The 26102-nt window shown below is 71.6% G+C and carries 23 protein-coding genes and 1 riboswitch; of the genes, 9 read left to right on the top strand and 14 right to left on the bottom strand.

Annotated features, from left to right (window positions below; translation table 11 throughout):
* Window positions 1–94 precede the first annotated feature (94 nt).
* Entirely contained in the window at window positions 95–1543 is a 1449-nt protein-coding gene (locus tag K377_RS15540; protein WP_111663918.1) for a M23 family metallopeptidase, read from the top strand.
* Window positions 1544–1561: 18 nt separating this feature from the next.
* Here K377_RS15540 and pcrA read toward each other — a convergent pair whose 3' ends face one another.
* Window positions 1562–4066: a DNA helicase PcrA gene (gene pcrA, locus K377_RS15535; protein WP_111663917.1), complete on the bottom strand. Its 2505-nt coding sequence runs from the start codon at window positions 4064–4066 to the stop codon at window positions 1562–1564.
* Between the two features lie 331 nt (window positions 4067–4397).
* Window positions 4398–4565: riboswitch (cyclic di-AMP (ydaO/yuaA leader) on the top strand.
* A gap of 7 nt (window positions 4566–4572) precedes the next feature.
* Between pcrA and K377_RS15530 the strand changes: the two genes are divergently transcribed.
* Window positions 4573–5766, top strand: coding sequence for an NlpC/P60 family protein (locus K377_RS15530; protein WP_111663916.1), 1194 nt, complete (start codon window positions 4573–4575; stop codon window positions 5764–5766).
* Between the two features lie 27 nt (window positions 5767–5793).
* Here K377_RS15530 and K377_RS15525 read toward each other — a convergent pair whose 3' ends face one another.
* Window positions 5794–6147: a hypothetical protein gene (locus K377_RS15525; RefSeq protein WP_111663915.1), complete on the bottom strand. Its 354-nt coding sequence runs from the start codon at window positions 6145–6147 to the stop codon at window positions 5794–5796.
* A 312-nt stretch (window positions 6148–6459) separates the two neighbouring features.
* Here K377_RS15525 and K377_RS15520 point away from each other — a divergent pair, with 312 nt between their 5' ends.
* Window positions 6460–7545 carry a C40 family peptidase gene (locus K377_RS15520; RefSeq protein ID WP_181512575.1) on the top strand — a complete coding sequence of 362 codons (1086 nt, stop codon included), beginning with the start codon at window positions 6460–6462 and terminating at the stop codon, window positions 7543–7545.
* A 13-nt stretch (window positions 7546–7558) separates the two neighbouring features.
* Here the strand turns inward: K377_RS15520 and K377_RS15515 are convergent, their stop codons facing one another.
* The 6 genes from K377_RS15515 to K377_RS15495 form a co-directional block, all read right to left on the bottom strand.
* Window positions 7559–8317 (bottom strand): class I SAM-dependent methyltransferase, encoded by a 759-nt coding sequence (locus K377_RS15515; protein WP_111663914.1) that lies wholly within the window; start codon window positions 8315–8317, stop codon window positions 7559–7561.
* 76 nt (window positions 8318–8393) lie between these two features.
* A complete protein-coding gene (locus tag K377_RS15510) occupies window positions 8394–9869 on the bottom strand; it encodes an FG-GAP and VCBS repeat-containing protein (RefSeq protein ID WP_258395046.1) in 1476 nt (491 codons plus the stop codon).
* 121 nt (window positions 9870–9990) lie between these two features.
* On the bottom strand, window positions 9991–10116 hold the full coding sequence (locus K377_RS42260; RefSeq protein ID WP_258395045.1) for a hypothetical protein: 126 nt from the start codon (window positions 10114–10116) through the stop codon (window positions 9991–9993).
* A gap of 39 nt (window positions 10117–10155) precedes the next feature.
* A complete protein-coding gene (locus K377_RS15505) occupies window positions 10156–10797 on the bottom strand; it encodes a LysE family translocator (RefSeq protein ID WP_111663913.1) in 642 nt (213 codons plus the stop codon).
* Window positions 10798–10858: 61 nt separating this feature from the next.
* On the bottom strand, window positions 10859–11551 hold the full coding sequence (locus K377_RS15500) for a response regulator transcription factor (protein ID WP_111663912.1): 693 nt from the start codon (window positions 11549–11551) through the stop codon (window positions 10859–10861).
* Window positions 11548–12855, bottom strand: a complete 1308-nt coding sequence (locus K377_RS15495; protein ID WP_111663911.1) for an ATP-binding protein — start codon at window positions 12853–12855, stop codon at window positions 11548–11550. The genes K377_RS15500 and K377_RS15495 overlap by 4 nt, the downstream gene beginning before the upstream one ends.
* A 164-nt stretch (window positions 12856–13019) precedes the next feature.
* Here K377_RS15495 and K377_RS15490 point away from each other — a divergent pair, with 164 nt between their 5' ends.
* Together K377_RS15490 and K377_RS15485 are read left to right on the top strand one after the other, a co-directional pair.
* A complete protein-coding gene (locus K377_RS15490; RefSeq protein WP_111663910.1) occupies window positions 13020–14324 on the top strand; it encodes a PspC domain-containing protein in 1305 nt (434 codons plus the stop codon).
* The gene (locus K377_RS15485) at window positions 14278–14526 is read left to right on the top strand and encodes a hypothetical protein (RefSeq protein ID WP_111663909.1); all 249 of its coding nucleotides are present in this window, start codon (window positions 14278–14280) and stop codon (window positions 14524–14526) included. Before K377_RS15490 ends, K377_RS15485 begins: the two co-directional genes overlap by 47 nt.
* A 588-nt stretch (window positions 14527–15114) precedes the next feature.
* Here K377_RS15485 and K377_RS15480 read toward each other — a convergent pair.
* Together K377_RS15480 and K377_RS15475 are read right to left on the bottom strand one after the other, a co-directional pair.
* Window positions 15115–15633: a DoxX family protein gene (locus K377_RS15480; RefSeq protein WP_111663908.1), complete on the bottom strand. Its 519-nt coding sequence runs from the start codon at window positions 15631–15633 to the stop codon at window positions 15115–15117.
* 108 nt (window positions 15634–15741) lie between these two features.
* Window positions 15742–17013 carry a hypothetical protein gene (locus K377_RS15475; RefSeq protein WP_111663907.1) on the bottom strand — a complete coding sequence of 424 codons (1272 nt, stop codon included), beginning with the start codon at window positions 17011–17013 and terminating at the stop codon, window positions 15742–15744.
* 145 nt (window positions 17014–17158) lie between these two features.
* Between K377_RS15475 and K377_RS15470 the strand changes: the two genes are divergently transcribed.
* Complete coding sequence (locus tag K377_RS15470) at window positions 17159–18040, top strand: DUF4429 domain-containing protein (protein WP_111663906.1); 882 nt, start codon at window positions 17159–17161, stop codon at window positions 18038–18040.
* Window positions 18041–18190: 150 nt separating this feature from the next.
* Here K377_RS15470 and K377_RS15465 read toward each other — a convergent pair whose 3' ends face one another.
* Entirely contained in the window at window positions 18191–19000 is an 810-nt protein-coding gene (locus K377_RS15465) for a class II aldolase/adducin family protein (RefSeq protein ID WP_111663905.1), read from the bottom strand.
* Between the two features lie 117 nt (window positions 19001–19117).
* Between K377_RS15465 and K377_RS15460 the strand changes: the two genes are divergently transcribed.
* The gene (locus tag K377_RS15460; protein ID WP_111663904.1) at window positions 19118–19597 is read left to right on the top strand and encodes a pyridoxamine 5'-phosphate oxidase family protein; all 480 of its coding nucleotides are present in this window, start codon (window positions 19118–19120) and stop codon (window positions 19595–19597) included.
* A 74-nt stretch (window positions 19598–19671) separates the two neighbouring features.
* Here the strand turns inward: K377_RS15460 and guaA are convergent, their stop codons facing one another.
* On the bottom strand, window positions 19672–21252 hold the full coding sequence (gene guaA / locus K377_RS15455) for a glutamine-hydrolyzing GMP synthase (protein WP_111663903.1): 1581 nt from the start codon (window positions 21250–21252) through the stop codon (window positions 19672–19674).
* 322 nt (window positions 21253–21574) lie between these two features.
* On the opposite strand from guaA, the gene K377_RS15450 reads away from it, so the two are divergent.
* On the top strand, window positions 21575–21838 hold the full coding sequence (locus tag K377_RS15450) for a chorismate mutase (RefSeq protein WP_111663902.1): 264 nt from the start codon (window positions 21575–21577) through the stop codon (window positions 21836–21838).
* A gap of 492 nt (window positions 21839–22330) precedes the next feature.
* Here the strand turns inward: K377_RS15450 and K377_RS15445 are convergent, their stop codons facing one another.
* Complete coding sequence (locus K377_RS15445) at window positions 22331–23041, bottom strand: hypothetical protein (RefSeq protein ID WP_146614726.1); 711 nt, start codon at window positions 23039–23041, stop codon at window positions 22331–22333.
* A gap of 264 nt (window positions 23042–23305) precedes the next feature.
* On the opposite strand from K377_RS15445, the gene K377_RS15440 reads away from it, so the two are divergent.
* Window positions 23306–24295 (top strand): LPXTG cell wall anchor domain-containing protein, encoded by a 990-nt coding sequence (locus K377_RS15440; RefSeq protein WP_111663900.1) that lies wholly within the window; start codon window positions 23306–23308, stop codon window positions 24293–24295.
* A gap of 3 nt (window positions 24296–24298) precedes the next feature.
* Here the strand turns inward: K377_RS15440 and K377_RS15435 are convergent, their stop codons facing one another.
* Window positions 24299–26080, bottom strand: a complete 1782-nt coding sequence (locus K377_RS15435; RefSeq protein ID WP_111664178.1) for a GMC family oxidoreductase N-terminal domain-containing protein — start codon at window positions 26078–26080, stop codon at window positions 24299–24301.
* Between the last annotated feature and the right edge of the window lie 22 nt (window positions 26081–26102).

Below are 26102 nucleotides of genomic sequence, written 5' to 3'. Positions count from 1 at the left end.
GGAAACCTGCGGAAGATTGTCGAGCCCTCGTACTGCCGGGTACAGTCGCCGCACTGCTCTGGCAGCCCCTGTTGTCGAGGCGAAAGAGAAGTTGGTGAACGACCGTCATCCGTCGGGGACCGCGCACTACGCGGCACACGACGGTTACTCCACGACCAGCTTCGCCACCGATCCGCTCTTCGGTGACCTGCCGGGCGACACCCCGTACGACACGGGGTCCCACGACACCGGCCACTGGTACGCCGACCCCGGCCACCAGCAGCAGTACACCGCCCCGTACGCGTCCTCGTACGACACCGGCAGCTACGACACGACCGGCGCCTGGCCCACTCCCGGGTACGACGGGTACGGCGGCCACGAGCAGACCGGCACCATCCCGGCCCAGTCCGGCGCGGCGGGCCACCACACCGGACAGCACACCGGGCAGTGGGACACGACGACGTACGGCGGCACGCAGACTTTCGAGGCCCCGGCCTACGAGACGCAGACTTTCGCGGCCCAGAGCTTCGAGACGCAGACCTTCCAGGCGCCGGCCCACGACACGCAGACCTTCGAGTCGCCGGTCTTCGGGGCGACGGCCTACGACACGGGCGCGTACGACGCCACGCAGTGGAACTCCACGGGAACCCCCTCCCCCACGGACACCGGCCACCTGGACACCGGTCTCCTGGACACCGGCCATCTGGACGTCGTACACGAGCAGGCCCCCGAAGAGGACCCGCACGACAGCGTCGAGCCGGTCGCCGAGCACCCCGAACCGGTCGCCGAGGAGCGGGAGTTCACCCCGCGTGCCGCGGCCCGCGGCCGGTCCCGGCGCCGGACCCCCGCCAAGCGCTCCGCGCTGCTGACCGTCGCCGTGCCGTCGGTGTGCGTGGTCGGCATCGCCGGGATCGCGGCGGCCTCGGTCGGGGTCGGCGGAGGCGGCGACGACACGGAGACGCAGGCGATGACCGCGTCCGACGCGACCGCGGTGAAGCCGTCCGCGGCCAACAACAAGCTGGACACCCAGCTCGCCGATCTCTCCCAGGACGCCGGTGACTTCGCCGACCGGGCGAGCCGCACCCAGGAACGTATCGACCTGAAGGCCAAGCAGGAGGCCGACCGCAAGAAGGCCGCCGAGGAGGCCGCGCGCAAGGAGGCGGCGCGCCCCAAGTTCGTGATCCCGGTGAAGCAGCACGGGCTGAGCGCGTACTTCGGTCAGGCCGGGGTCAACTGGATGTCCTCGCACAGCGGCATCGACTTCCCCGTGAGCTACGGGACCCCGGTGATGGCCGCGACGGACGGCACCGTGCGGACGCAGTGGAACAGCGCGTACGGGAACATGGCGATAGTGACCGCCAAGGACGGCACGGAGACCTGGTACTGCCATCTCTCCGCGCACACCGTGATGAGCGGCCCGGTCAAGGCCGGTGACGTCATCGCGCGGTCGGGCAACTCGGGGAACTCGACCGGACCGCACCTGCACTTCGAGGTACGGCCCGGCGGCGGCTCGGCCATCGACCCGCTGCCGTGGCTGCGCAGCCACGGCCTGGATCCCACCTAGAGCCTGTCTCCCGGATCGCTACAGCTTCTCGACCGGCGCGTACCGCAGCAGCAGCCGCTTCGGCTTCGGGTCGCCGAAGTCGATCGTCGCCTCCGCGTTCGACCCCGAGCCGTTCACCCCGACCACCGTGCCCAGGCCGAACTGGTCGTGCGTGACACGGTCGCCGACGGCCAGGGACACCACCGGCTTCTCGGTCGCCCGGCGCGTGGCGAAGGCCGGGGTCGACGAGCGCGAGCGCGACGAGGACAGCGAGGCCGCGATGCCGCCGCCCATGCTCTTCGTCGAGGCCGCCGGGGTCGAGGGCCCCGTGCGCTTCCAGTCCAGATGCGCGGCCGGGATCTCCTCCAGGAACCGCGACGGCGGGTTGTACGAGGGCTGGCCCCAGGCGCTGCGCATGGTGGACCGGGTCAGGTACAGCCGCTCCCGCGCACGCGTGATGCCGACGTAGGCGAGCCGGCGCTCCTCCTCCAGCTCCTTGGTCTGGCCGAGCGAGCGCATGTGCGGGAAGACGCCGTCCTCCAGGCCCGTCAGGAAGACCACCGGGAATTCCAGGCCCTTGGCGGTGTGCAGGGTCATCAGGGTGATGACGCCGCTGCCGTCCTCGTCCTCGTCGGGGATCTGGTCGGAGTCCGCGACGAGGGCGACGCGCTCCAGGAAGTCGGAGAGCGTGCCGCCGGAGACCGGGGCCTCCGCGCCGTCCTCCTGCGTGCTCTCACCCTCCGAAGCCGCCTGCGCCTGGTCCTGCTCGAACTCCAGCGCCACGGCCGCGAGTTCCTGAAGGTTCTCGATGCGGGTCTCGTCCTGCGGGTCGGTGGAGGCCTGGAGCTCGGCGAGGTAGCCGGTGCGCTCCAGGACCGCTTCCAGGACCGTCGCCGGGCCCGCGCCGGACTCGACGATCGTGCGCAGGTCCTCCATGAGCGTGTTGAACCGCTTCACCGCGTTCGTCGACCGGGCCGCCATGCCGTACGCCTCGTCGACGCGGCGCAGGGCCTGCGGGAACGAGATCTTCTCGCGCTGCGACAGGGCGTCGATCATCGCCTCGGCGCGGTCGCCGATGCCGCGCTTCGGCACGTTCAGAATCCGGCGGAGCGGGACGGAGTCCTCCGGGTTGGAGAGCACCCGCAGATAGGCCAGGACGTCCCTGACCTCCTTGCGCTCGTAGAAGCGGACGCCGCCGACGACCTTGTACGGCAGGCCGACGCGGATGAAGACCTCTTCGAAGACACGGGACTGCGCGTTCGTCCGGTAGAAGACCGCGACGTCGCCGGCCTGGGCGTCGCCCGCGTCCGTGAGGCGGTCGATCTCGTCGGCGATGAACTGGGCCTCGTCGTGCTCGGTGTCCGCGACGTAGCCGGTGATCTGGGCGCCCGCCCCCGCGTTCGTCCACAGGTTCTTGGGGCGACGCGACTCGTTGCGCTCGATGACCGCGTTGGCCGCCGAGAGGATCGTCTGCGTGGAGCGGTAGTTCTGCTCCAGCATGATCGTCGTCGCGTTCGGATAGTCCTCCTCGAAGTCGAGGATGTTGCGGATCGTGGCGCCGCGGAAGGCGTAGATCGACTGGTCGGCGTCACCGACCACGCACAGCTCGGCCGGGTCGGCGCCCTCGCCGTCCGCCGGGCCCACCAGCTCCTTGACCAGCGCGTACTGCGCGTGGTTGGTGTCCTGGTACTCGTCGACCATGACGTGGCGGAAGCGGCGGTGGTAGTGGTCCGCGACGTCCGGGAACGCGCGCAGCAGATTGACCGTCGTCATGATCAGGTCGTCGAAGTCCAGCGCGTTCGCCTCGCGGAGGCGGGACTGGTACATCGCGTAGGCCTGGGCGAGGGTCTTCTCGAAGCCGTCGGCGGCCTGGGCGGCGAAGTCCTCCTCGTCGATCAGCTCGTTCTTCAGGTTGCTGATCTTCGCGCTGAAGGACTTCGGGGGGAACTTCTTCGGGTCCAGGTCCAGGTCCCGGCAGACCAGGGCCATGAGGCGCTTGCTGTCGGCGGCGTCGTAGATCGAGAAGGAGGACGTGAAGCCCAGCTTCTTGCTCTCGCGGCGCAGGATGCGCACGCAGGCGCTGTGGAAGGTCGACACCCACATCGCGTTCGCCCGCGGGCCCACCAGGGCCTCGACGCGCTCCTTCATCTCGCCCGCGGCCTTGTTCGTGAACGTGATCGCGAGGATCTGGCCCGGGTGGGCGCCGCGCTCGGCGAGCAGGTACGCGATGCGGTGCGTCAGGACGCGGGTCTTGCCGGATCCGGCGCCCGCGACGATGAGCAGGGGCGAGCCGCCGTGGACGACGGCCGCGCGCTGATTCTCGTTCAACCCCTCCAGGAGGGATTCCGGGTCGACCGCCGGCCGCGGGGCGCCGTCCCGGTAGTACGCGTCCCTGGCCGGGGGCACGTCGAACTTCCCGCCGAACAGATCGTCCGGAATCGGCTCCGGCGCGCCGTGGTCCGCGGGGTCCTCGGGCGGCGGCGGGGGCTGCTCCGCGCCGCTCTGGAGGCTGGCCAGGAAACTGTCGTCAAAGAGGCTGCTCATCGCCGTACGAGTCTAGGCCGCCCCACTGACACACCGCCGCCGCCTTTGCGATACCGGGCTTCCACCGCCCTGCGGGGACCGGGCGCGGCGCGCTCCCCGCGACGCGGACCATGACGCAGATCACTCGGTCGCGCCCGTGCCGTCACATCGGTACACAGCCGGATAAAAGGATCAAGAAAAGGGTCCCCGGCGGCCCTCCGGTCCCTCGTCCGCACCAAGGTCACGAAAATGTATCGGGCATATCGCACATCAACCTTCACAGCAGCAACACGAGTTGGCTACGGTGCTGCGCGGGCAGTCCGTCCCCCCGCCCGCGGTCGTCGCGGCGAGCGGGCAGCCCCCGCCGAGTTCCGTACGCCGTGAGGCAGGGAACCGGGGACCCACCGACCTTGGGGTGAATCGGCTCGACGGCCCGGCAGCACGGGGCGTGGACCGTAGGGCAACCTTCCGTAGGCCCGAACCCGACAGCTAACCCGGTAGGCGGATGACGGAAGGAGTCGCCAGTCTTGGCGTCGCACCGCAAGCCGCGCAACCGCTCCCGACTCGCCGGCGGTCTTCGCACGACCCCCGCGATCGGCATCACGACCGCCGCCCTGACCTCTGTCGCCCTGCTCTCGCAGACCGCGCAGGCCGCCCCCGCGCAGCCGGACCGGCCGAGCCTGGAAGAGGTCCAGAAGAAGGTCGACACCCTGTACCGCCAGGCCGAGGTCGCCACACAGAAGTACAACGCGGCCAAGGAGCAGACCGCCGGCAAGAAGCGGCAGGTCGACCGGCTCCTCGACGACATCGCGCAGCGCACCGAGAAGATGAACAAGGCCCGCCAGGAGCTGGGCCGGTTCGCCGCCGAGCAGTACCGCTCGGGCGGGATGAGCAACACCGCGACGATGTTCCTCGCCGACAACCCCGAGGACTACTTCGCGCAGGACCAGCTGCTCAGCCGGATGACGAACGAGCAGAAGAAGGCCGTCGACGACTTCCAGGACGAGCAGCGCAGGACCGCGAAGAAGCGCACCGAGGCCCAGGAGAACCTGCGCCAGCTCGCCGGCTCCCAGGACGACCTGCAGAGCTCCAAGCAGGACGTGCAGACGAAGCTGGCGGACGCGCGCCGGCTGCTGTCGAAGCTGACCGCCGAGGAGAAGGCGCGGCTCGCGCGGATCGCGAAGGCCAAGGAGGAGGAGGCCCGCAAGAAGGCCGCCGAGCTGGCGCAGAAGCAGAAGGAGGCGGAGGAGGCCAAGCGCAAGGAGGCCGCGGAGAAGGCGGCCCAGGAGGACGCTGCGGGCTCCGGCTCGACCGGCACCGGGTCAGGCTCCTCGGGTTCGACCGGCTCCTCGTCCGGCTACGCCGCCAAGGCCGCCCAGGCGCTCGCCTTCGCCAAGGCCCAGGAGGGCAAGCCGTACGTGTGGGGTGCCACCGGCCCCGACTCCTACGACTGCTCGGGCCTGACCCAGGCCGCGTGGAAGGCCGCCGGCATCACGCTGCCGCGCACCACCTGGGACCAGGTGGAGGTCGGGACGACGGTCTCGCTCTCCGACATCCAACCCGGTGACCTGGTCTTCTTCTACGACGACATCAGCCACGTCGGCCTCTACCTCGGCGACGGGATGATGATCCACGCCCCGAAGCCGGGCGCGTACGTGCGCGAGGAGTCGATCTACTACGACGGGACCTCGTCGATCCACAGCGTGGTGCGCCCCGCCTGACTCCCCGGACCCGAGGGACCGAAGGCGTCAGGTCCAGAGGACCGCGATGAAGATGTTCGCGACGGTGAGCGCGCCGACCGTCGCGAACAGGCCCTTCTCGGCCTTCTCCTCGTCGCGCTTCACGTAGACGATGCCGAGGATCACGATCAGGATCGCGAGCTTCACGCCGATCTTGATGTTGTTGACGGTGTTGTCGTCGGCCTGATTGAGGCCGACCAGGGCGACACCGGTCACCAGCATGGTCAGGGCGCCGTGCAGCATCGCCTTGTTGAAGCGGGCGGTGCCCTTGCCCATCGCCGACATCTGCGTGAGGAAGCCGCCGAGCAGCGAGGCGATGCCGATGATGTGCAGGCCGACGAAGAGATGGATGAGTACGTCCATGGTTGCGGAGCCTAACGGGACGGATGGGACGCCCCGTCACCGATCCCCCGTGAGCACTCGCGGTCACCGGACTGTCACCCTCTGACGTGATCAACAACAAAGGGAGCAGTTCCGAACAATCCATCACCAACCCGTTACGCCGAGGTTTAGCGTCCATGCCCAGGTGACCGGCTCCCCACCGCCGCCCGGACCAGGGGCGGCAGTCGGACACCACCGCCGAGGAGAGTCCGGCGGCGGCCCGTTCCCCCTGTGCGGGCCGTCGCCGGGCGTATGACGACGGCGGGCGTACGACCCGGAAGGACGTGGCGCTTCGTGCCGGCGCATCGCAAGCCCAGGCAGCGCTCGCTCAGCGGCCAGACGGCCCGCACCGCGGCCACCCTCGCCCTCGCCTCCGCGGCGAGCGCCACCGCCTTCGACGGCGGCACGGCGCACGCGGAGCCCGAGCTCAGCCCCGCTCAGGTCAGGGCGAAGGTCGACCAGCTCTACCAGGAGGCGGAGGTCGCCACCGACAAGTACAACGGCGCGCGGGAGGACGCCGACCGGGCCCGCAAGAAGGTCAGGTCGCTCCAGGACGAGGCGGCCCGGCGCGAGGACGCCCTCAACTCCGAGCGGCAGCGCCTCGGCTCGACGGCGGCCGCCCAGTACCGCACCGGCGGCATCGACCCGTCCCTGCAACTGCTGCTCTCCTCCTCCCCCGGCCGCTATCTCGACGAGGCGTCCCTCGCCGACCGGGTCGGCACCCGGCAGGCGGCCACGATCACGCGGGTGCGCGCCCAGTTGCGCGACGTGGAGCAGTTGCGCAGCCGGGCCGACAGCCAGGTCTCCGAACTGCGCACCAAGCAGCAGGAGTTGGCCCGGCAGAAGAAGACCGTCACGCACAAGCTGGGTGAGGCCCGCGGCCTCCTGGACCGGCTCTCCCCGGCCGAGCGCGCCGCCGCCACCCAGGACACCGGGTCCGGCACCGGGTCCGACAACGGGTCCGGCACCGGCCGCGCCTCACGGTCCGACGCCCCCGGCCGGACGGACCCGGCCGTCGCCGACGCGCCCAACTCCCGTACGGCGGCGGCCATCGCGTACGCGCGGCAGGCCCTCGGCAGCCCCTACGTCTGGGGCGCGACCGGTCCGAACGCCTTCGACTGCTCCGGCCTGACGCAGGCCGCGTACCGCGCGGCGGGCGTCTCCATCCCGCGGACCACCTACGCGCAGATCAACGCGGGGCAGCGCGTGTCGCGGTCCCAGTTGCAGCCGGGCGACCTCGTCTTCTTCTACTCGGGCATCAGCCATGTCGGCCTCTACATCGGCAACGGCGAGATGATCCACGCCCCGAACCCGAGCGCCCCGGTGCGGATCGCGCCGATCGACCAGATGCCCTTCGCGGGAGCCGCCCGGGTGGCGTGAGGCCGGTCCCGGCTCAGTCGGCGGGCTTCTCCCACACGGACACGTGCGTGCGGCTCTCGCTCGTGAACGGCTCCCGGGCCCATCCCTCCCAGCGCTCGCGCAGCCGCAGCCCGGCGATCCGCGCCATGAGGTCGAGCTCGGACGGCCATACGTATCGGAAGGGGATGGACCAGAACGTGCCCTCACCGGTCCCGGGGTCCACGCTGAAGTAGTTCGAGCTCATGGCCTGGGTCGCCGTGTCGTACCGGTCGAACGCCCACCGGGTGTCGCCGACCTGGAACGGCACGGCCTCCTGCCCGTACGGCAGCAGCCGCAGCTCCGGCACCCCCACCTCGACGACGAAGGTGCCGCCGGGAGCGAGATGGGCGGCGGCGTTGACGAAGCAGTCGACCTGGGCGTCCTGGCTGGTCAGATTGCCGATGGTGTTGAAGACGAGGTAGGCGAGCGAGAAGCCGCCCGCCCCGTCGGCCCGCGCCGTCGCGAAGTCCCCGATCGTCACGGGGATCCGCTCGCCGCCCGGCTTGGCGCGCAGGCGGTCGACCATGGCCCGCGACAGATCGATGCCGTGGACCGCGACCCCGCGCGCGGCGAGCGGCAGGGCCACGCGCCCGGTGCCGATGCCGAACTCCACCGCGGGCCCCTCGCCCGCGAGTCCGGCCAGCAGGCCGACCGTGGGACCGAGCGCTTCGGGAGTGAACATGGAGGCGGAGGAACGGTCGTAGTCCGCCGCGATGGATTCCGGGAAGTAGCCGTCGTCGTCTCCAGTGACCATCCGAGGACCGTAGGGGCGGCGGGCGGCCGGGCGCATCCGGTTTTCCGGGGCCCCACGGTCCTCGGGACGGTGTGCGCTAAGGAATCGGCACGGAGAGGCCGTTGTCCCCGCTCAGGTTCGCGCCGAACCAGGCCTTCGCCGACGGGGCCCCGATGTCCGTCGGGTTGACCGCCACCGCGTTGGCGGCCGTCAACCCGGCGGTGGCGCCGCGCAGTTGCCACACCGCGCCGGCGTTGACGACGCTGCCCAGGTCCTCGCCGGGCGCGCCCGCGACCAGGTCCGCCTTGCCGTCGCCCGTCACGTCGAGCAGCCGCACCGCGCCGCCGAACGCGTCACCGGCCTCCGCGACGCCCGGCACCCCGGCCGTGTCCTGGTGGAACGCCTGCGCCTTGGTGCCGGTCAGTCCGCCGCTGCCGCCCTTGAGCAGCACCACGGCACCGGCCAGCTTCTTGGTGCCGATCGCCTCGCCGGGGACGCCGACGGCCAGGTCGGCGTAGCCGTCGCCGTTCACGTCGGCCGCGTTCAGGCGCGAGCCGAACTGGTCGCCCTTCTCGCTCGCCCCGGGCACGCCCGACGTGCTCTGCGTGATCGTCGTCGTACGGGTCCTGCTGGGGCCGGTCGCCGAGCCGTAGAAGATCTTGACGGTGCCGGGGTCGGTCTCCGTGCCCTCGGTGAGCTCGCCCGGCCAGACGCGAGTGGCGAGGTCGGCCTTGCCGTCCTTGTCGAAGTCGCCGACCGCGGCGGCGGCCGCGGAGGGCAGGGCCGTGTAGGTGGCCGACAGGCCGTTCTTGGTGCCGAGCCAGAGCTTGCCGCCCTCGGCGTGGTTCTCGTAGACGTAGAAGGTCGCGAGGTCGTCGATGCCGTCGCCGTTGAAGTCGCCCGACGCGGTCGTGTCGATGAAGTTGTCGGTGCTGTAGACCTTCACCTGCTGCTCGCGCGCGGGGGCGCCGTCACGGCCGATGGGGCCGTAGAGGACGGCGTGGTAGTCGTAGTCGTCGCCGTGGTCCATGAACAGGTCGGTGTGGCCGTCACCGTCGAAGTCGCCGGCCGTCAGGTCCTCGCCGACCGAGGTGTTCGCGGGCGCGGCGATCCGGGCGGCGTCCGCACCGGTCATACCGCCCTTGCGGCCCCACAGGACGGTCACCGCGCCGTTGGTGCCGGCGGTCGCGTCGTACTCGCCGGAGACCGCGGCCAGGTCGGTCAGGCCGTCGCCGTCCAGGTCGCGGGAGACCATCGCGTAGCCGAACCTGTGGTCGTCACCGGAGGCCCCGGGCACCCCCGCGGTGTCCTGGCTGATGACCGTGGTCCGCGCCTTGTCGATGCCGTGCGCCGAGCCGTAGCTCACCGTGATGTACCCGGCCCAGGTGTGGCCGCCGACCTTCCCCTGCGGGGCGGCGACGGCGACGTCCTGGTAGCCGTCCCCGTCGAAGTCCTCGCGCACGGTGGTGGCGAGGGTCTGCGCGGAGGCGGTCCCGGCGAAGAGCGGAACGCCGAGCGAGCCGATCATCGCGGCGGCGACGGCGGTCGACAGGACGGGTCTGCGGATGGACACGGTGCCTCCTGGACGTGAAGGTGGGTCGTCTGCGAGACGCGTATGAACGGCGGATGGTTGTGCGGCGACGGCCGCGTGAACCCGATCGGCCGCCCTTCGTCACCGCTCCACGACTCCCCTGTCAGAAGAAGATCTCCGCCCTCGCCCTCGTCATCGCCGCCGCCGGCCTCTCGCTGACCGCCTGCGGCGGGACGGACGGCGCGCACGCCGCGTCGGCGCGGAGCACGTCCGCCGCGGCGACCACCACGTCGGCTCCGGCAAGTAGGCGCCACCAGACGCCCGTACGTCAGTCCTTGCGGCCCTGCACCGCGACCGTGACCCCGAGTCCGACCATCGCGAGCCCGCCGATCCCGCCGACCGCGGCGAGCCGGCGCGGTGAACGGGCGAACCAGTCGCGGGCCGTGGCCGCCACCAGACCCCAGATGCTGTCGGACGTCACCGCGATGATGTTGAAGACCAGACCGAGCAGCAGCATCTGGAGCGCGGTGTGGCCCGCCTCGCGGTCCACGAACTGGGGCAGGACCGCCGCGAAGAAGACGATCGTCTTGGGGTTCGCGACGCCGACCGCGAACCCCTCCCAGAAGGTGCGCGAGCTCTTCGCGGGCTGCCCGTCAGCCGCGGCGAACACCGTCTGGAGCGACCGGCGTTGGCGGATCGCCTGCACTCCCAGGTAGACCAGGTAGGCGGCGCCCGCCAGCTTCAGCACGGTGAAGACGGCGATCGAGCGTTCCACGACCGCGCCGACGCCCAGGGCGACGGCGGCGACGAGGACGTACGACCCGGCCGTGTTCCCGGCGACCGTGGTCAGCGCGGCGCGGCGGCCCTGGGAGAGGGCCCGGCCGACGACGAACAGGACGCTCGGGCCGGGGATGACGATGAGGAGGAGGGACATCGCGGCGAACGCGAGGAGCCGGTCGGTGGACATCATGCAGCCATAAGGGCACAGAGGCGCGCGCTCCGTCCAGCGAGTAAGGAGAGCGGGCCGGCGCTCAGACCAGGCGCCGCGCCGTCGCCCAGCGGGTCAGCTCGTGCCGGTTGGAGAGCTGGAGCTTGCGCAGCACCGCGGAGACGTGCGACTCGACCGTCTTCACCGAGATGAACAGCTGCTTGGCGATCTCCTTGTACGCGTACCCGCGGGCGATCAGGCGCAGCACCTCGCGCTCGCGCTGGGTGAGGCGGTCCAGGTCCTCGTCGACCGGCGGCGCGTCCGTGGAGGCGAAGGCGTCGAGCACGAAACCGGCGAGCCGCGGCGAGAACACCGCGTCGCCGTCCTGGACGCGGAAGATGGAATCCACCAGGTCGGTGCCGGTGATGGTCTTGGTGACGTAACCGCGGGCGCCGCCGCGGATCACGCCGATCACGTCCTCCGCCGCGTCCGACACGGACAGGGCGAGGAAGCGCACCGGGTTCTCGGCGTCGGCCATCAACTGGGCGCTGCGGCGCAGCACTTCGACACCGCCGCCGCCCGGGAGGTGCACGTCGAGGAGGACGACCTCGGGCCGGGTCGCCGTGATGACGGTGACCGCCTGGTCGACGTCGGCCGCCTCGCCGACGACCTCGACGCCCGTCGTCTCGGTGCGGCCGATCTCGGCCTGGACGCCCGTACGGAACATCCTGTGGTCGTCGACCAGGACCACCCGCACGTGCCGTCCGGGGCCCTGCTCCGCCGCTGCGTCGGTCATGACGTCCTCTCCGCCCTCTTCATGGTCAGTTCGACCTCCGTGCCGCCGTCGGGCACCGCCCGCAGACGGGCCGTGCCGCCGTTGCGTTCCATCCGGCCGATGATCGATTCTCTTACGCCCATGCGGTCGGCGGGCACCGCGTCCATGTCGAAGCCCGGTCCACGGTCGCGTACGGACACGAACACCTCGACCCCCTCGGACGTCGTCTCGATCTCCGCGTAGACCTGCACCGCGCCGCCCTCGCCACCGTACTTGGCGGCGTTCACCATCGCCTCCCTCGCGGCCTGCATCTGTGCCGTGAGGGCCTCGTCGAGCGGGCAGTCGCCGACGACCACGACCTCCAGAGGGACGCCGTGCTTGTCCTCGACCTCCGCCGCGCCCCGCTTCACGGCCTCCGCGACCGTCTCGGGCTCCTGCGGGTTCTCGGCGGCGGCCGGCTTGTAGAGCCAGGCCCGCAGGTCGCGCTCCTGGGCGCGGGCGAGGCGGCGCACCTCGCCCGCATCGTCCGCGTTGCGCTGGATCAGGGTCAGGGTGTGCAGCACCGAGTCGTGGACGTGGGCGGCGACCTCGGCCCGCTCCTGCGCCCGGATGCGCATCAGGCGCTCCTCGGAGAGGTCCTGCGTCATGCGGATCAGATAGGGGCCCGCGAGCAGCGCGATGCCGACCAGGACGGCGAGCGCCGCCTGGAGGATCGAGCCGAGGTGCTCGGTGGAGCCCTGGGTGACGAAGATGCCGGTCACGCCCGCGCCGACCAGGAGGACCCCGGCAGCGGCACGCAGCAGGTTCAGGGTGCGCCGGCGGCGGCCGACCTCGGCCCAGCGGGCCCGGCGCGCGTTGTCCGCCTGGCGCCAGACCAGGGCGACGCCCGCGCCGACCAGCACGGTGGGGACGAGGTAGGCCTTGGTGTTGCCGGACAGGTGCACGTTCTGCACGAAGATCATCGCGACGATGACCATCAGGACGAGCGCGAGGATCTGCCCCTTGTCGGGGCGGCGCGCCACCAGCCTGCGGCGGCCGTCGGCGGAGATCTCCGTGGTGAGGACCGACGAGGTCAGGGGCCGGTCGGCGCCGACACCGCCGACGCCCAGCGGGACGAAGAACCAGAACGCCGCGTACAGCAGGGCGCCCAGCCCGTCGGCCATGAACAGGCCGACGAAGACCAGCCGCACCCAGACGACGGGCAGGCCGAGATGCCCGGCCAGGCCCCGCGCGACTCCGCCCAGCCAGCGTCCGTCGCTGCTTCGGTAGAGCTTGCGCGGCGGCCGCGGGTCTTCCACGAGAGGGGCGGTCGCTGCTTCCGGCATGGCACCGATCGTCACACGGCGGGGCGGGGCGGGGCATCAGGGTCGGGCCCGGATACGTCCCTGATCTTCCCGCCGGCCGCGGCGGGTGCCTCAGGGACGATCTCAGGGTCCGGCCAGGGTTGTCCCGACTCCCGCCGGCGGCCCCGGCCCGCCACCATGGACGTATGACGCACGAGGATGCCCCGGCCGCCGCCGCTGCCCCGGGTTCGGAGCCGGAGCCCGCTCCGCTGCGCCGGTTCCGCCGGGACCGGCGCCACAAGACGCTGGGCGGGGTGTGCGCGGGGCTCGGCCGGCACTGCGACATGGACCCGGTGATCTTCCGGATCGGCCTGGCCGTGCTCGCCGTGACCGGCGGGGTCGGCCTGATCTTCTACGGCTTCGCGTGGCTGTTCGTGGCCTACGACGACGAGGACGAGAACGAGTTCAGGAAGCTGCTCACCGGCCGGGTCGACGGTCCTGGCCTCGCCGCGATCGTCACGGCGCTGGTCGGCTGCGGTGTCTTCCTCTCCATGCTGAACAACGGCGGGGCGCTGTCCTTCGCCGCCGTCCTCGCCCTGCTCCTGGCCGGTTCCGGGTACTGGTCGCAGCGGCGCACCACCACCGCCGAGGCCGATCCGGTCGCGGCCCAGGCCGTCGCCGACGCGCCGCCCGAGGCGCAGGCGCCGCCGGTGGCCGGGGCGCCGTCGTGGTGGCGCGACCCGATCGTCAAGGACGGTACGCACGTCGGGGGCACCGGGTACTTCTGGGGGCCGCCGGACCTGGCGCGGGCCGCCTCCGGGGCATCTTCCGGGAGCGGTGCCGGCGGGTGGGGGCGGCCCGTGGCACCCAAGCGGCCGCCCGGGCCGCGCGGGATCGGGGCGCTCACGTTCCTCGGCGCGGTCGTCGCCGGGCTCGTCGGGGCCGGGGTCACCTGGGAGGACCGTTCGCTCGGCCACAGCCTCCAGACCGGGCTCGCCTGCGCGCTGGCCGTGTTCGGGCTCGGCATCGCGGTCAGCGCCTTCCGCGGGCGCACCGGCGTCGGCTCGATCGTGCTCGCCGTCATCACGGCCGGGCTGCTCACGGCGTCCGCCGCGCTGCCCTCCAACATCAGTACGCGGTGGATGCACCGGGACTGGGTACCGGCGAGCGCCTCCGACGTCTCCGCCAAGTACGAGCTGGGGTCCGGGGTCGGCACGCTCGACCTCACCGAGGTGCGGCCCGGTGCGGGGAAGAAGGTGTCCGTGCATGTCGAGGTGGGGGCCGGGCAGGCGCGGGTGATCGTGCCCGCGGGTGCCACGGTGGAACTGCATGCCGAGGTGGGGGTCGGGGACGTGCAGTTGCCCGGGGACGCCTCGAAGGACGTGGATGTACAGCCGGGCGTGGATCAGCGCGCGACGCTCGCCCCTCCGGCCGGCACCAAGGCCTCCGGCACGGTCGAGCTGCATGTCGAGGTCGGGGTCGGACAGGTGGAGGTTTCCCGTGCGTCGTGAATTCGGGCCGGGGCGGTTGCTGGCCGGGGTCGTGCTGATGGTGACCGCCGTGGTGTATTTCGGGGATGCCGGCGGAGCGTGGTCCACTCCGTGGTTCGTGGCGATTCCGTTGGTGCTCGGGGGCCTCTGCCTGGCCGGCGCCGTGGGCACCGTCACCCATTCCGTCCGGCGCCGCCGCGCCCAGAACTCGGCCCGCCCATAGCCCGGGCGCGCCTCTCGTCGTGGCTGGTCGCGCAGTTCCCCGCGCCCCTAGGTCGTTCTCCGTCCGCGCGCCGGTGGGGCTTCTCGCGCAGTTCCCCGCGCCCCTAGGTCGCACTCCGTCCACGCGCCGGTGGGGCTTCTCGCGCAGTTCCCCGCGCCCCTAGGTCGTTCGTCGTGCGCGCGCCGGTGGGGCTTCTCGCGCAGTTCCCCGCGCCCCTGAGGCAGGCGCTTCGCGCCGCCTCCCCTGAGGCTGCGCTTCGCGCGCCTCCCGATGGGGGCGCGGTGGTGTGCCTCCCGATGGGGGGCGCGGTGGTGTGCCTCCCGGTGGGGGCAGGGGTGGCGCGCCTCTCCTGATGGGGCGGCGGTGGTGCGCCTCTCTGATGAGATGGCGCACGAAGTGCGCATCTCAGGGGCGCGGGGAACTGCGCGAGAAGCGGCCACCGGGCCGCACTCGAACGACAACCCAGGGGCGCGGGGAACTGCGCGACCAGCCACGACGAGAGGCGCGCGTGACGGACTGGTTTTAGGGGCGCGGGGAACTGCGCGAGAAGCGGTCGCCGGGCCGCGCTCGAGCGACAACCGGCCCTAGTTACAAGCCCCGGCGTCGGCCCCGCCACCACGCGTCCAGCGACCACACCGCCGCCCCGGCCAGGATCAGCGGCAGCCACGCCATCAGGTAAGCCAGGTCGTTGCCGAGGTAGTACGGCTCCGTCTGCCAGCTCACCGTCAGCCACAGGCTCAGCGAGATCAGCGCCCCGCCGACCGCCGCGATCCGGGCCAGCAGCCCCAGCAACGTACCGATCCCGACCGCCAGCTCGCCGAAGGCAATCGCGTAGCCGAACCCCGAAGGAGACTTCAGCGCCAGATCGACGAGCGCCGGAATCGCGGAACCGTCCCGGACCCCGCGCATCTGCTCCCCGATGGACCCGGCCCCGGACGCCTTGAAGAACGCGCTGTCGCTGAGCTTGTCGTACGCCGCGTAGATGAACGTGATGCCGAGGAAGAGACGGAGCGGCACCAGCGCGTACCGCTGCGCGGTCGCACGCCAGTCCCCACGCCCCCTGTCGACATATCCGGTGTACGCGTCGGTCCGCATGCCGTGAGCCATCGCCGCTCCGCCGCCTCTCGCGCCCTGGGCGCTCCACACGCCTTTACCCGACCATACGTACGAAAGGCGGCTACGGCTCAGTACTGATCGGTACGGGCCCAGTACGGCTCAATCCGTGACGTCGATCGTGCAGCGATTGGTCTCGACGCCCGTGGCCGTGATGACCTGGACCTCCACCCTGCCCGGCTCGACGTCCACCGGAACCGGCACGGTGAGCAGCGCGTCCGCCGGGTTGGTGAACCCGCCCGCGACCGGCACCAGCGGCACGTGCACATGGACAGGACCGATGCGCACCGCCACCCGCGCCAGCTGATCGGCGCCGCCCGCGCCCGGCGGGACGAACCCGGCGCCGCGGATCTCGATGTCGTCGCCGGTCCGGATGGGCGCGTCGAGGTCACCGGCCTCGCGGGCCCGCACCACGGAGAGGATGACCGGACGGCCGCCCTCGGCGTACTTTCCGGCCAGATACGTCGCCGCCGAGACGACGACGAGGACGGCGAGCCCCCACGGCAGGTCAGGAAGCTGGTCGGGGCGGCGGGCGAGCCGCGCCCCGGCCCAGATCACGGCGGCGGCGCACACGGCCACGTACTGCGTGTCGGTGAAGCTGCCGCGCCCCGAGTCGTCGGTGAGCAGGTCGGCGGCGCGCGGCCGGGCGGCCCGCACCTTCTGCAGGCGCTGCCCGGCGACCCGCAGCCCGACGACCCGCCGCACCAGCACCGCGACCGCGCAGACCACGGCGAGCACCGTCAACAGGCCCGCTCCGGCGGCGAGTTCGAGGCCGTCGATGAGCGCGTCGCGGTGCGCGGGACCGGAGGCGGCGGCGAGTTCACCGGCGAGGACGAGGACCGCGTACACCGAGAGCAGCACCACGGCACCGGCCACGGCCCGCGAGGACGACAGCCGGTTGTCCTCGCCGATCAGCGGCGCGAGCACCCCGCCGCGCGCCCGGTGCCAGTACGCGGCGCCGGTCAGCAGCGCCCCCACCAGCACGGCGGCGACGAGCCCGGCGGTGCGCGCGGCCGTCCAGCCCGCGCCGAGCGCCGTGAGCAGCTGTACCAGGAGGAGCAGCCCGGCCGCGCCCCAGACGACGTACAGGGTGCGCGGCCACAGTCCGGCCAGCCAGGCCGCGCCCTCCTCCCGGCTCCGGTCGGCCACGGCCTGCGCGGACTGGGTGAGTTCGTCGGAGATCCACTGCCGGGAAGCCCCGGCCGAGTGGGCGACGGCGGGCGGCAGTCCGGTGCCGGCCGCGAGTTCGTCCCGCTTGGCCAGGAACGCGGCGACCGCCCTGCGGTGCCCCTGGCGTGCGCCGTGCGGACAGTCGCCGCAACGGCAGCCGCCCCCGTGCGAGTCCTGCCCCTGCCGCGCTTCCTGCACCGCCACCGTTGTTCCCCCAGTCAACTTCCTTGTGATGAGAGGGAATTGTGCCGTACTGGGCGTGCGCTCCGGCGCGCAGGTCCACCCCTGGAGACTGAACGGCTTTCGCCCGCATTGACCGAAGTGTTGACGACACTGCGAGAATTTCCGTATGGCCGAGATCATCCAGCGTGACGGAACCTGGGCCTTCGACGGCAACCTGGTCCGCATCACCCCAGGTCTGCACCGCAGTGTGGCGCTGCTGCGGCAGACGTACGGCGAGATCGACGTGCCGCTGACGGCCGTCGCGGGGGTCTCCTACGAGCCGGAGCGCCGCCGGGGCCGGCTCCGCCTCACCCTGCGGGAGGCCGCCGATCCGCTCCTCCAGGCCACCGGTGGCCGGCTCCCGGACACCGCGGACCCCTACCGCCTCGCGGTCGACTCCGACCGGTCGGGGGTCGCCGAGTATCTCGCCGAGGAGATACGGCAGGCACTGCTGCTCGAACAACTCCCGGACGGGCCCGCCGAGTCATACCTCGTGCCGGGTCCCGCCGTCCCCGTCTCGGTGCGCTCCAGCGACGGCATGGTCTCCTTCGACGGCAGCCGGGTCCGCATCGACTGGAGCGACACCTCGGACCGGGTGAAGCGGGCGACGGGCCCGCGCATCATCGCCCTCGGCGACCTGGACGGGGTCGACTGGCTGCCCAACTCCGGTTACGAGGACGGGTTCCTGCGCTTCGTCACCAAGAGCCCCACGGACCACATCGCCCCGCACGTGAAGCTCCCGCCGGAGAAGGACCCGTACGCCCTTGATCTTTGGGGCAATGCCCGCAAGGACCTCCTGACGGCGCTCGTCGCGGCGGCGGTCACGGCCCGCCTCCCGCACCCGTCGGCGCCCCGCGGCTCCCTGCCGGGGGTACCGGGTCCGGCCCGCGCCGACCACGACGTCCTGCTCCGCCGTCTACGGGAACTGGGCGATCTGCACCGCCAGGGCGTCTTGACGGAGGACGAATTCACCGTGACGAAGCAGGTCGTGCTCAGAGACTTCCGCTGAGTCCCTACGCGCGCCACCGTCGTGGCTGGTCGCGCAGTTCCCCGCGCCCCTGAAACGAGCTCCGCTCGTCCAGGGGAGGCTGCGCGAAGCGCATGCCTCAGAGGCGCGGGGAACTGCGCGACCAGCCCCCACGCACCCGCACACGACCGGCTACCCCAAGAGTTCCGGCTCGCTGCGGGTGATGTCGTGCCACAGGCTCTGATAGTTGATCCAGGCGACAAGGTCACCGCCCGTCCGGTCCCGGGTCTCCACGGCCTGGCGGCGATCGATGAGCACGGGCCGTCCGGCGGCCCGCGCGGCGAGCTGCACCTCACTGCACCGTTCCAGCGCGATGAACCACCAGGCGGCCGCGTCCACCGAGTCCCCGACGGTCAGCAGCCCGTGATTGCGCAGCACCAGCGCCTTGTAGCTGCCGAGCGCGACAGCGATCCGCTTGCCCTCCCCGGCGTCGACGGACACCCCGGTGTACTCGTCGAGCAGCGCGTGATCCTCGTAGAAGGCGCACGCCTCCTGCGTGATCGGCTCGATCAGCTCGCCGAGCGCGGACAGCGCCCGCCCGTACGTGGAGTGGCAGTGCGCGACGGCGACCAGCTCGGGCCGCGCCCGGTGCACCTCGGCGTGCACGGTGAAGGCCGCCTGGTTGACGTGGTGGCGGCCCTCCACGACCTGCCCCTCGCCGTTGGCCAGGACGAGGTCGCCGACGGTGACGTGCCGCAGCGGCACCCCGAACGGATTGACCCAGTAGCAGTCGTCGAACTCCGGGTCGCGGGCGGTGATGTGCCCCGAGACCCCGTCCTCGTAACCGAGCCGCCCGAAGATCCGCAGCGCGCCCGCGAGCCGCTCCTTGCGGTGCCGCCGCTCGTCGGCGGCGCTGGTGTGCACCGGCGGCATGGCGAAGTGCAGCTGGTCCGTCGGTATCGGGGCGGGGGCGGGCACGGGTCCGGAGTTCTGCGTCGACATGCAGCGGAAGGTACCTCCGTGACCTCGAAGGGAACAGGGCCGGGCTGTGAAGAGAATGCGGCGGGTCGTCCCGGATGGGCGACAGAGGATGTCGGGTATACCGGGCAGACTCGGCGCATGACGTCGAACTGGGCAGCTTTCTCGACCGCGGAACCCGACCTCGCCAAGACCGTGGAGGACCGCTTCGGCGCCTTCACCCACCATGTCCTCGCCACCCTGCGCAAGGACGGCTCACCGCGCACCTCGGGCCTCGAAGTCCGTTTCCTGGACGGCGAGTTGTGGCTCGGCATGATGCCGGGGTCGCTCAAGGCGCTGGACCTGCTGCGCGATCCGCGGTGCGCGGTGCAGGCGAACCCGGGTGAGGGCACGACCATGGGCGGTGGCGACGTACGGGTCTCGGGGCGCGCGCTGCTCGTCGAGGACGAGGCGACGATCTCCCGGTACACCGGTCAGGTGGCGGTCCCCGACCCGTCGTCGTTCCATCTGTTCCGCGTCGAGGTGACCGAGGTGACCCGGACGTATGTGCAGGACGACACGTATCTGGTGGTGGAGGTGTGGACGCCGGACGGCGGGGTGCGGACCATGAAGCGCACCTGAGACCCGGACACGCGAAAGTGCCGCCCGCCCGGGGAAACCCGGAGGCGGACGGCACTCTCACACAGCCGTGGGGACTACTCCCACTCGATGGTGCCCGGGGGCTTCGACGTCACGTCGAGCACGACGCGGTTGACGTCCGCGACCTCGTTCGTGATGCGGGTCGAGATCTTCGCGAGCGTCTCGTACGGCATCCGCGTCCAGTCCGCCGTCATGGCGTCCTCGGACGAGACCGGGCGCAGCACGACCGGGTGGCCGTAGGTGCGGCCGTCGCCCTGGACGCCGACCGAACGGACGTCCGCGAGCAGGACGACCGGGCACTGCCAGATCTCGCGGTCGAGGCCGGCCGCGGTCAGCTCCTCGCGGGCGATGGCGTCGGCCTCGCGCAGGAGGTCGAGCCGGTCCTTGGTGACCTCGCCGATGATCCGGATGCCGAGACCCGGGCCCGGGAACGGCTGGCGCTGGACGATCTCGTCCGGCAGGCCCAGCTCGGCGCCGACCGCGCGGACCTCGTCCTTGAACAGCTGGCGCAGCGGCTCGACGAGCTCGAACTCGATGTCGTCGGGCAGACCGCCGACGTTGTGGTGCGACTTGATGTTCGCCGTGCCGGTGCCGCCGCCGGACTCGACGACGTCCGGGTAGAGGGTGCCCTGCACGAGGAAGGCGACCTCGGGGCCGTCCTCCTGGAGGATCTCCAGCTGGGCTTGCTCGAAGACGCGGATGAACTCGCGGCCGATGATCTTCCGCTTGGTCTCGGGGTCGCTCACCCCGGCCAGCGCGTTGAGGAAGCGCTCGCTGGCGTCGACGACCTTCAGGTTCGCGCCCGTGGCCGCGACGAAGTCCTTCTCGACCTGCTCGGTCTCGCCCTTGCGCATCAGGCCGTGGTCGACGTAGACGCAGGTCAGCTGGGAGCCGATGGCCTTCTGGACCAGGGCCGCGGCGACCGCGGAGTCGACGCCGCCGGACAGACCGCAGATGGCGCGCTTGTCGCCGACCTGGGCACGGATGGCCTCGACCTGCTCGTCGATGACGTTGCCGGTCGTCCAAGTGGGCTTGATGCCCGCGCCCCGGTAGAGGAAGTGCTCCAGGACCTGCTGGCCGTGCGTGGAGTGCATGACCTCGGGGTGGTACTGGACCCCGTACAGCTTCTTCTCGTCGTTCTCGAAGGCGGCGACCGGTACGACGTCCGTGGACGCGGTGACGGTGAAGCCCTCGGGGGCGGCGGAGCAGGCGTCGCCGTGCGACATCCACACGGGCTGCTCGGCCGGGGTGCCCTCGAAGAGCGTCGAGTCGCCCTTGGAGACGGTGAGCGGGGTGCGGCCGTACTCACGGGCGCCGTTGTCGTCGACGGTGCCGCCGAGGGCCGTCGCCATCAGCTGGAAGCCGTAGCACATGCCGAAGACGGGGACGCCCGCCTCGAAGAGCGCGCGGTCCAGGCTCGGGGCGCCCTCCGCGTAGACCGACGAGGGGCCGCCGGAGAGGATGATCGCCGCCGGGTTCTTGGCGAGCATCTCCTCGACCGGCATGGTCGAGGGAACGATCTCGCTGAAGACCCGGGCCTCACGGACGCGGCGGGCGATGAGCTGGGCGTACTGCGCGCCGAAGTCGACGACCAGGACGGTGTCGGGGGCGGCGGCAGCGGTGGTCGCTGATGACACGGGTTGCCTTCCGGCGGCTTTACGGGGGTCGGTGCCTGCGATTCTACCGGTTCGGCGGCGCCGGCCCTCAGGCCACGGGGCTCCGCCCCGGACCCCGCTCCTCAATCGCCGGAGGGCTATACTCCCCGTCATGTTCAAGCTCACGACGACCTTCGTCTTTACCTATGGCAGCCGGCCCGCCGGTCGCCATGGTCGTGCCGCTTGAACCACTGACAAGCGACTTCCCAGGCGCCCCGGGCCGACAAGGCCCGGGGCGCCTGGCGTTTGCGGGGACTGTCGGCCGGGGGACATCACTGACCTCACCGAGACTGGAGCCCCGCCCATGACCGCCACCCACGAGACCACCACCGAGATCATCTCCGGCGCCCGCGAGCGCATCGACGCGCTGGACGACCGGATCATCGGGCTCGTCCAGGAACGGATGGCCGTCTCCGCCGTCGTCCAGGAGGCCCGGATCACCTCGGGCGGGCGGCGGGTCAATCTCTCCCGCGAGATGGAGATCCTCGGCCGCTACCGGGAGGCGCTGGGCCGGCCCGGCACCGCGCTCGCCATGACCCTGCTGGAGCTGAGTCGCGGCAAGATCTGAGACCCGTATCCCAGTTCGGTTCCGCACTCACCCGTACGGCGCGTGACCCGAAGCACACGGGCTTCGTTGGTCCCGATGTCCGTGCCAGCCAGGGGCGGGCCGTTCAAAACCACGCGTGGCTCCGCTGGAGCGATGAGACGTCACGGCCACGCCGTACGTCGTGGGACCTCGCTTCAGTGATTGTGACCGGACGGCAGGGGACAGCAGCCCGGTCACCCAAGAGAACGGCCGGTCCCGGGGACGCCCGGGGCCGGTCGGCCTCCCTTCCCACTCCCCCTACAGACCTCAAGCCCGAGCACGACGCGCAGGACCTCCCCACCCCGCACGTCACGTCCCCTGCCCGGCCCGCACCACCCTGAGATCCACCCCAGACCCGCGGCGCACCCCCCCGGCGCCGCTCCCTCGGCACCGGCGCTGCCCTGACGTCGGAGCCGACAGTGCGGGGCCCCGCAGACCTTTCCTGCGGGGCCCCGCGCTCTCAGTTCCTCCCGGTCACCGCTCCAGCTTCGCGACCTGCGCCTCGATCATGTCCTCGGGCACCTTGGCCTGCTTCGCGCTCAGCAGGTTCGCCCCGTAGAAGACCGCCAGCGTCGAACCGCTGCGCACGACGGTGTACGTCGCCGGGATCTCGTCGCCCTCGATCTTCGCGGTCATCGAGTACGCGACCGCCTCGTCGCCGACGGCCGGAGCGTCGAGGGGCGCGACCTTCGTGTACTGGTAGTCGGTGTGCTCGAACGACGCGCACTTCTCGCTCTGCGTCCGCAGGTCCGCGACGACCTTCTTGGCGTCGGCCTCCGGCTGCGCGAGCAGCCCGACCCGGATCAACGTGGCGTCGGTCGCCTTCAGGTTCGACAGCGACCGGGAGACGCGGGCCTTGGCGTCCGGCTCGGTGCCGAGCAGCATCATGTCGGCGATCGCCTGGCAGGAGGCGGGCTTCGCGGGCACGCTCACATCCGGGATCTCGGCGTCGGGCGTCTTCCCGACCCGGTAGCCCTTGACGTCCCCCTTGGCGAGGACGGCCCGTGTCAGCTCCGCCTCGGTCAGCGCCTTCAGTCCGGCCGTCTCCGCCTTCGACGCCGCGGCCGCCGGCTTGCCGCCGTCACCCTTCGCGTCGTCGCCCCCACCCGAACCGCACGCCGCCGTGGTGGCGAGAGCCGCCACCGCACACACACCGGCCAGCATCCGTCCCAGCTCTGACTTCACGTTCTTTCCCCACCTCAAGCGTTCCTGGGTGCGGGCTCACAGCACCCGCACCGAGCCGCAATCAAAGCCCCCCACCTGCGATATTTGCCAGCCCTTTAGCCCCCCTTTGAGTAACGATCAGACATCTCCGAAAAGGTTGTACGGCGCAGACATGACAATCCCGTGATGCGCCTCTCATAAAGATTCTGTGAAGTTCGGGACAACCATTCACAGGGATCGCCGGTCACACATGCCGAACCCACGGCCATACCCATCGAGGTCCCCATGAAGCTACGCCGCGCACTGGTGACGGCGGCCGCGACGGCCGCCATCGCGCCGATCGCCCTCCTTTCCGCCCCGGGCGCCTTCGCGGACGGGGTCCCCGGCACCACCACCGAGACCACCGCCACGACACCGGACCCGTCGGCCACCGAGTCGGCGTCCGCCGAGGAGACGCCCCCGTCGGACGCCGGGACCACCCCGGCCGCCGAGGAGACGACGCCCACCGCCGACGACCGCACCCCGGCCCAGATCGCGCCCGCGAAGACGCCGCGCAGCACACCGCCGGAGACGACCGACCCGGTCGACGAGTGCACCGAGTTCGAGGACGACCCCGGCACCCTCGCCGAGCTGCGCGGCCTGCCCTCGAAGATCGTGGCGGGCTCCGGCTGGCACGACTTCACCTACCGGGTCTCGAACTACACCGGCAAGGCCTTCGTGTCCTGGTCCGCCGACCTGATCGCCTTCTCGTACGCGTACGACGGCGAGGACGCCACCGAGACGACCCGGTACCTGCACGTCCAGTGGTTCGACGGCAGCGCCTGGCACAAGGCCGACTCCGGCCTCGGCAGCACGCACGAGTCGTTCGGCAACGGCGGTCCGCTCGCCCCGGGCGCGCACGCCGACGTCAAGCTGCGCATCGCGGTCGACGCGAAGGCACCGGCCGGGCTCGGCGCCTCGTTCGCCTTCGCCACCAGCGTCGACGCCGACGGCGTCTGCTCGGACAGCGTGCCCGAGGACCAGGAGTACAACTTCGAGATCCTGCCCGCGACGGCCCAGCCCGGCAAGGTCCCGCCGGCCACGGCACAGCCGAAGCCCAGGCCGAGCAACACCCCGGCCCCGCAGTCCAGCAGCACCCCGCTGGCCGGCTCGCTCGCCTCCACCGGCTCCAGCTCGATGCTGCCGACCGTGGGCATCGTCGGCGGCGTCGCCGTCCTGGCCGGCGCCGGTGTCGTCTACGCCGTGCGCCGCCGCAAGGTCAGCGACGACGCCTAGGCGCTACGGCTGCTTCGGCGGCACCGCCGGTATCCCCAGGAACGGCAGCTTCAGCGCGCCGAACGCGTCCGCCGGGACCGCCGGGCTCTTCGGCTCGACGGCGGACAGCCGGACGTACGCCGCGCCGGACTCCGGGCGCCGGTCCTCCTCGCCCTTGTTGGGCCAGTACGACATCGCGCGCTCGGCCTGCGCCGTGATCGTCAGCGACGGGTTCACGCCCAGGTTCGCGGAGACCGCGGCGCCGTCCACCACCGAGATGCCGGGGTGGCCGTAGACCCGGTGGTACGGGTCGATCACCCCGGTCTCGGCGCTGTCGCCGATGGGGCAGCCGCCGAGGAAGTGGGCGGTCAGCGGGGTGCCCATCAGCTCGCCGACGTTCGACCCGGCGAAGCCGTTGATCTCCGCGGCGATCGCGGCCGCGCCCTCCGAAGCCGCCCTGATCTGCGCGGGGTTGGGGGCGCCGTGCCCCTGCCGCGCGGTGAGCAGGCCCTTGCCGACGCCGTCCGGCTTCAGGTACGTCGTCAGCGAGTTGTCCAGCGACTGCATGACGAGCCCGATGATGGTCTTCTCCGACCAGCGGCGGTTGGAGAGCGAGCGGGCCAGTAGGGTCGGATGCTTGACCACGTTCGCCAGCCAGCCCGCGACCCTGGACGAGCCCTCAGCGTACGGGACCTGGAGGATCGACATGCCGCCCATCGCGTTCGAGCCCTTGCCGTAGCGGACCGGCTCGATGTGCGTGTTCGCGTCCGGGTGGATCGAGGACGTGATGGCGACGCCGCGGGTGAAGTCCACCCGGCCCCCGCCGTGCCTGCTGCGGTAGCGGCGGTCGGTGGTCTGCGCGCCGACCAGCGCCTCCGAGTTGGTACGGGTCAGCTCGCCCAACCGCTTGGACAGGTACGGGAGATGGCCACTGGCCTTCATCCGGTGCAGCAGGGTCTGGGTGCCGTACGTGCCGGCCGCGACGACGACCTTGCGGGCCGTGAAGACCCGCCCCTCCGCCTTCTTCTTGTCGTCGGTGGGGAGGGTCGCGACGGCGTAGCCGCCCTGCGAGTCGTCGGTCACCGACATGACCGTCGTCATCGGGTGGACCACCGCGCCCGCCTTCTCGGCGAGGTACAGATAGTTCTCGTTCAGGGTGTTCTTCGCGCCGTGGCGGCAGCCCGTCATGCACTCGCCGCACTCGGTGCACGCCTTGCGGGCCGGGCCCGCGCCGCCGAAGTACGGGTCCGCGACCTGGCGTCCCGGCTCGGCCTTCGCGCTCCCGTCGGCGTCGTCGCCGTCGCCGAAGAACACGCCGACCGGCGCCATGTGGAAGGTGTCGCCGATGCCCATCGACTGCGCCGCCGCCTTCAGGTGCACGTCGGCCGGGGTCATCGTCGGGTTGAGCCGGACGCCGAGCATGCGCTGCGCCTGCTCGTAGTACGGCTTCAGCTCCTCCTCCCAGTCGGTGATGTCCTTCCACTGGGGGTCCTCGAAGAACGGCTTCGGGGGGACGTAGAGGGTGTTGGCGTAGTTCAGGGAGCCGCCGCCGACACCCGCGCCCGCCAGCACCATGACGTTGCCGAGCAGGTGGATGCGCTGGATGCCGTACATACCGAGCCTGGGCGCCCAGAGGTAGTTCTTGATGTCCCAGGAGTTCTTGGGCAGGGTGCCGGGGGTGAACCGGCGTCCCGCTTCGAGCACTCCGACCCGGTAGCCCTTCTCGGTCAGCCGCAGGGCCGACACCGAGCCACCGAAACCGGAGCCGATGACCACCACGTCGTAGTCGTAGGCGTCCTCAGTCACGTACACGTTCTCCTTCGAACGA

Origin of the sequence: Streptomyces sp. PsTaAH-137, assembly GCF_003259365.1 — a bacterium.
Classification (GTDB): domain Bacteria; phylum Actinomycetota; class Actinomycetes; order Streptomycetales; family Streptomycetaceae; genus Streptomyces.
Note: the sequence above shows the minus strand (reverse complement) of the source record. Positions and strands in the feature narration are given on the sequence as shown.

Excerpts from the sequence above, each read along its gene's own strand:
- pcrA (WP_111663917.1), bottom strand. The coding sequence starts at position 4,066 with ATGAGCAGCCTCTTTGACGACAGTTTCCTGGCCAGCCTCCAGAGCGGC.
- K377_RS15525 (WP_111663915.1), bottom strand. The coding sequence starts at position 6,147 with ATGGACGTACTCATCCATCTCTTCGTCGGCCTGCACATCATCGGCATC.
- K377_RS15515 (WP_111663914.1), bottom strand. The coding sequence starts at position 8,317 with ATGGTCACTGGAGACGACGACGGCTACTTCCCGGAATCCATCGCGGCG.
- K377_RS15505 (WP_111663913.1), bottom strand. The coding sequence starts at position 10,797 with ATGATGTCCACCGACCGGCTCCTCGCGTTCGCCGCGATGTCCCTCCTC.
- K377_RS15500 (WP_111663912.1), bottom strand. The coding sequence starts at position 11,551 with ATGACCGACGCAGCGGCGGAGCAGGGCCCCGGACGGCACGTGCGGGTG.
- K377_RS15495 (WP_111663911.1), bottom strand. The coding sequence starts at position 12,855 with ATGCCGGAAGCAGCGACCGCCCCTCTCGTGGAAGACCCGCGGCCGCCG.
- K377_RS15490 (WP_111663910.1), top strand. The coding sequence starts at position 13,020 with ATGACGCACGAGGATGCCCCGGCCGCCGCCGCTGCCCCGGGTTCGGAG.
- K377_RS15485 (WP_111663909.1), top strand. The coding sequence starts at position 14,278 with ATGTCGAGGTCGGGGTCGGACAGGTGGAGGTTTCCCGTGCGTCGTGAA.
- K377_RS15480 (WP_111663908.1), bottom strand. The coding sequence starts at position 15,633 with ATGGCTCACGGCATGCGGACCGACGCGTACACCGGATATGTCGACAGG.
- K377_RS15470 (WP_111663906.1), top strand. The coding sequence starts at position 17,159 with ATGGCCGAGATCATCCAGCGTGACGGAACCTGGGCCTTCGACGGCAAC.
- K377_RS15465 (WP_111663905.1), bottom strand. The coding sequence starts at position 19,000 with ATGTCGACGCAGAACTCCGGACCCGTGCCCGCCCCCGCCCCGATACCG.
- K377_RS15460 (WP_111663904.1), top strand. The coding sequence starts at position 19,118 with ATGACGTCGAACTGGGCAGCTTTCTCGACCGCGGAACCCGACCTCGCC.
- K377_RS15450 (WP_111663902.1), top strand. The coding sequence starts at position 21,575 with ATGACCGCCACCCACGAGACCACCACCGAGATCATCTCCGGCGCCCGC.
- K377_RS15440 (WP_111663900.1), top strand. The coding sequence starts at position 23,306 with ATGAAGCTACGCCGCGCACTGGTGACGGCGGCCGCGACGGCCGCCATC.